Source organism: Aminipila sp. (assembly GCF_032051575.1).
Classification (GTDB): Bacteria; Bacillota; Clostridia; order Peptostreptococcales; family Anaerovoracaceae; genus Aminipila.
On the sequence record NZ_DAMBYD010000020.1, the window covers coordinates 10,144 to 13,957 of the forward strand.

6 protein-coding genes and 1 riboswitch are annotated in these 3,814 nt (G+C 29.8%); all 6 genes read right to left on the bottom strand.

Going from position 1 to position 3,814, the window contains the following annotated elements:
- A partial coding sequence (locus RTW14_RS18460) for an AraC family transcriptional regulator (protein WP_312654255.1) occupies nt 1-598 on the bottom strand: 598 nt, incomplete at its 3' end.
- Nucleotides 599-725: 127 nt separating this feature from the next.
- The gene (locus RTW14_RS18465; RefSeq protein WP_312654257.1) at nt 726-1,259 is read right to left on the bottom strand and encodes a GNAT family N-acetyltransferase; all 534 of its coding nucleotides are present in this window, start codon (nt 1,257-1,259) and stop codon (nt 726-728) included.
- A gap of 120 nt (nt 1,260-1,379) precedes the next feature.
- The gene (locus tag RTW14_RS18470) at nt 1,380-1,688 is read right to left on the bottom strand and encodes a hypothetical protein (RefSeq protein ID WP_312654259.1); all 309 of its coding nucleotides are present in this window, start codon (nt 1,686-1,688) and stop codon (nt 1,380-1,382) included.
- Nucleotides 1,689-2,044: 356 nt separating this feature from the next.
- Entirely contained in the window at nt 2,045-2,491 is a 447-nt protein-coding gene (locus tag RTW14_RS18715) for a hypothetical protein (protein WP_331654514.1), read from the bottom strand.
- A gap of 12 nt (nt 2,492-2,503) precedes the next feature.
- Nucleotides 2,504-2,734, bottom strand: a complete 231-nt coding sequence (locus RTW14_RS18720) for a hypothetical protein (RefSeq protein ID WP_331654515.1) — start codon at nt 2,732-2,734, stop codon at nt 2,504-2,506.
- Nucleotides 2,735-2,752: 18 nt separating this feature from the next.
- A complete protein-coding gene (locus tag RTW14_RS18480; RefSeq protein ID WP_312654261.1) occupies nt 2,753-3,460 on the bottom strand; it encodes a B3/B4 domain-containing protein in 708 nt (235 codons plus the stop codon).
- A gap of 102 nt (nt 3,461-3,562) precedes the next feature.
- A riboswitch (guanidine-I (ykkC/yxkD leader) is annotated at nt 3,563-3,658 on the bottom strand.
- Nucleotides 3,659-3,814 lie beyond the last annotated feature (156 nt).

Genomic DNA, 3,814 nt, shown 5'->3' on the forward strand with positions numbered 1-3,814 from the left:
ATGGAATATAATTATCGGCAATCAAGTATTCAAATTCATCTGAACCCATACTCTCATCAATGCATACACCGTACATTCCGCACACAACTTTACCCTTTCCTGTTTGATAATGCTCTGTCCAAAACTGTGGAATTTCTCTAGTTGCACTATCATATTTAAATACCTTTGATACTCCCATAACTGTAAATGAATCTTTTTCAACAATTTTGTAATCCATAATATAACCGCCTTCCAATGAAAATTTGATTTTTAAGGTCCCAAAAGATTTAATCATTGCTCCGTCTTTTCGAACTGCAGTAGGTGTGACACCATGGAAACGAGTGAAGGCTTTTGTGAAACTATCTGGTGAGTTATAGCCATATTTCACTGCAATATCAATAATTTTCTCATCAGTAGATACAAGCTCACTGCCGGCAAGAGTAAGCCTACGTTGTCTAATATACTCTCCAACCGTAAAACCACAAAGCATTGCAAATCCTTTTTGGAAATAAAAAGGTGACACCAAAGCCTGTGTTGCAATTTCCTCTATTGTAAGTTCCTCGGTGATATTTTCCTCGATGTAACTAATAGCTTCACCAATACATTCAATCCATCCCATACTCATCACTCCTGTCTACATTTATATCATATTGCTTTTCAAGCAGTTATTCCCGACTTTTTTTGTTATGTTTTGTCTGGAAGATTAATTTTTAAAGCTTGGTCAACACCATTACGCCGTAGATAGATTATGTTAAATTGGTTAGATAAAGGGAATATATATTATGCAAATATTTTTTATCTCTAAATAATTCATATGTTGAACCAGATAAAACAAATCCAAGATTTTCAACAAGACTAATTGACCTTTTATTGTCAATATAAATGCATGCACTTATTTCTTTTATATTCATATTTCTTATGGCGAATGTAATAATTTCTTTAATTGCTTCTTGCATATACCCATTTCCCCAAAATTCTTCTTTAAGATCATAACCAATTTCCACTTTATACTCTGTGTGATTCCAACAATGAAACCCACATGTACCCATTTTAATCCCATCTGATTTTCTTATTATAATCCAACGATTCTGTAATCGTGGTTCCTGCTGTGTATAAAAATTAATAATTTCATCTGCACCTTCAACATCAGTTAATGGCTCAGCATCAAATAGGTATCTATTAACTACATCATCTGAAAATTCGCTAAATATAAAATCTCTGTCATCACTGGATATGTTTTTAAGAAATAATCTATCTGTTTCTATATTATTAAAAAACATTTTTTCCTCCTTTTATATAAAAAGTTTTCTAAAAATCTTTCAAAGGTGGATACTTTAAGTTTCGCAATTCCGAATCAGAAAAAACATTTCCACCCCATACTCTTTCTTTTACCTACTCTTCTAACCTTTTTTGTTGTCATCTATAAATCTCCATTGCAACTTATCTGCTACAATAAATGTATCCATAGGTTCATTTAAAAGTTTATTTTCACAAGGAGCTTCTGGATCAAACCAATCATTATTAGCCCAAAGTATATATCCCTCATGCATAGATAAATAACATGATGTAATATCACTAAAATAGTTTTTTTCATATCCTATTAAATTCATACGACGCAAACCAATAAACTGTAACTGAAGAGTTTTCAATACCATTTGGCTTTGAAAATTAACCTTCAATTTTGAAGTTTCAGCACTACAACCTGTCATTGTTCTTTCTTCATTAACGCTTGCACCACTTATATAGTCAACTTTACAGATACAAGAATCATGAAAGCCACAATATCCATTTAATAAATCTCAATATCATTATTGTTCTTTATTATATTCCATCCATCGCTCATTATATTTACTCCTTTTTCGTATGAATTAGTAACTTTATATGTACAACGCTTCATAATATAATACCATTATTTACTATAAATGTACATATTTTAAGAATTAATGACACAACTTAATCCATAATATTCTTACTGATTTTTAATACTTATTAAAAATTAAGAGAATCCTTTTTACATTTAGGATTCTCTTAAAATATTTATTATTTATATTAAATCTGAGCATTACTAAATATTTAGTAATGAATTTGAAATTTCCTCAAATCTTTCATCAGGTATACCAAGTTTTTTCTTAAATTTTTCATCTTCTAATCTTTCAATAATTACCTTGTTAGGAGATATTTCTTTAATAACACTTTTTAGTTTCTGTATGGATTCTTCATCATCGTTATAGCCCTTTAGAATAGTTACTTCTAATATAAATTTACCTTTATACTGCTCTCTAAAAGCTTTCATATTTGAAATATGATTCTCAAAGGTATATCCTTCAATTGGCCTTTGGATTTTTTGGAAATCTTCATTTGAAGCAACCTTTATCTCACCAATAACTTCCTCGCACATATTTGCAATCTCTTTAAATTCTGGCAAGTTTAGAATATAACCGTTTGATAATAGCTTCACTGGCAACCCTTTACCTTTAATAATATTAATTATATCAATAATATTTTCATTCACTAAAGCTTCTCCTTATGAATTAATAAAAACTAACTCAGCTTTAGTTTTTTCTATCATGCTTTCCAGTTCTTTTAATGAACTATCCATTTCATCAAAAGACTTCTGGGTGTCTACCTTGTTTTGCGATCTTCCAATAGGACAAAATATACAATCAAAGTTACAATGTTTTTCTGGAAGTATGTTCACTTCCAATACTCTTTTTCCATCTTCGCTATAAATATCTTTATAACTGAAACCACTCATTAACTTATCCTCCTCAAATTAAAGTATTGTTACTTCTTTATTGTTAATATCAAGAATTGAGACCTTACATGTTCCTCCTAAATTATCTTGTACTGTTTTCTCTAAATCTTTTAAAGCATTTTCGAACTCTTCTGTTCTTTTTTCATCAATTAATTCAATACACAAAAAAGCATTCTTTGTATTTTCAGTAAGCATGGTTCTTACTGACTCACGCCAATTCCAGCACCTACAAATTGCTCCCTCATTATCTTTATATACTATTTCACCTTCATATGGTGGTTCACTTTTATCCGTTCCTAATACTACAAAACTTTCATTTCCAACAGCCTTAGTTAATCTTATATCCCCAACAAATGTATCTATATCCTCACCACCACAAGGAAGTGCATATCTTAATGAAACAGAGTTATAAATATCAACAAGTGGATTAATAGTTCCTAATTGATTTCCATTATGCACTCTCTTTAGTAACGCCTCAATAGATGACCTTGCACCCTTCTTTGTTTTAAACTTTTTAAATGCCTCTCTCCATACTTTTATAACTTCGTTACTGCTAAATTCTTCGTTCTGCAAATACTTTAAGGCTTCCTTCTCTGAATTTAAAATCATTTTTTTATATGCCTCTTTATCCTTTATAGTATTATCTATACCATAACAAACAATTACTCCGATTTTTACACTTGGAAATAGGCTCCAAAATTCATTTTCAATGACAAACTTTTTCATTAGAAATCCTCCTTTAATTAGTAGTTAGATTAGTATAATAATATCTCATGACTTATTTAAAAGAAATAAAAATAAAAAAGCCATAAGTGATATTATTAAAATATCTCCCAGGCTTTTATCCTTCCGTGTACACAATTAACTGTGCGTTTTCTCTCGGACCTGCCAGTTATAAACTGCGGAACCCTAGAAAACTTAAATATTAAACTATTTTGTAATTTATAATTTACAAAATCACTTTAGCACAGTAGTCTATTTAAGTCAATTTATTTTTTATTTGAAAAATTTCACTGTCGATAATAATCTTTCCATACCATTGAAAACTGAATACCATCAACCAATGTTATAAATATATTT

Excerpts from the sequence above, each read along its gene's own strand:
- RTW14_RS18720 (WP_331654515.1), bottom strand. The coding sequence starts at position 2,734 with ATGAGTGGTTTCAGTTATAAAGATATTTATAGCGAAGATGGAAAAAGA.
- RTW14_RS18465 (WP_312654257.1), bottom strand. The coding sequence starts at position 1,259 with ATGTTTTTTAATAATATAGAAACAGATAGATTATTTCTTAAAAACATA.
- RTW14_RS18480 (WP_312654261.1), bottom strand. The coding sequence starts at position 3,460 with ATGAAAAAGTTTGTCATTGAAAATGAATTTTGGAGCCTATTTCCAAGT.
- RTW14_RS18470 (WP_312654259.1), bottom strand. The coding sequence starts at position 1,688 with ATGACAGGTTGTAGTGCTGAAACTTCAAAATTGAAGGTTAATTTTCAA.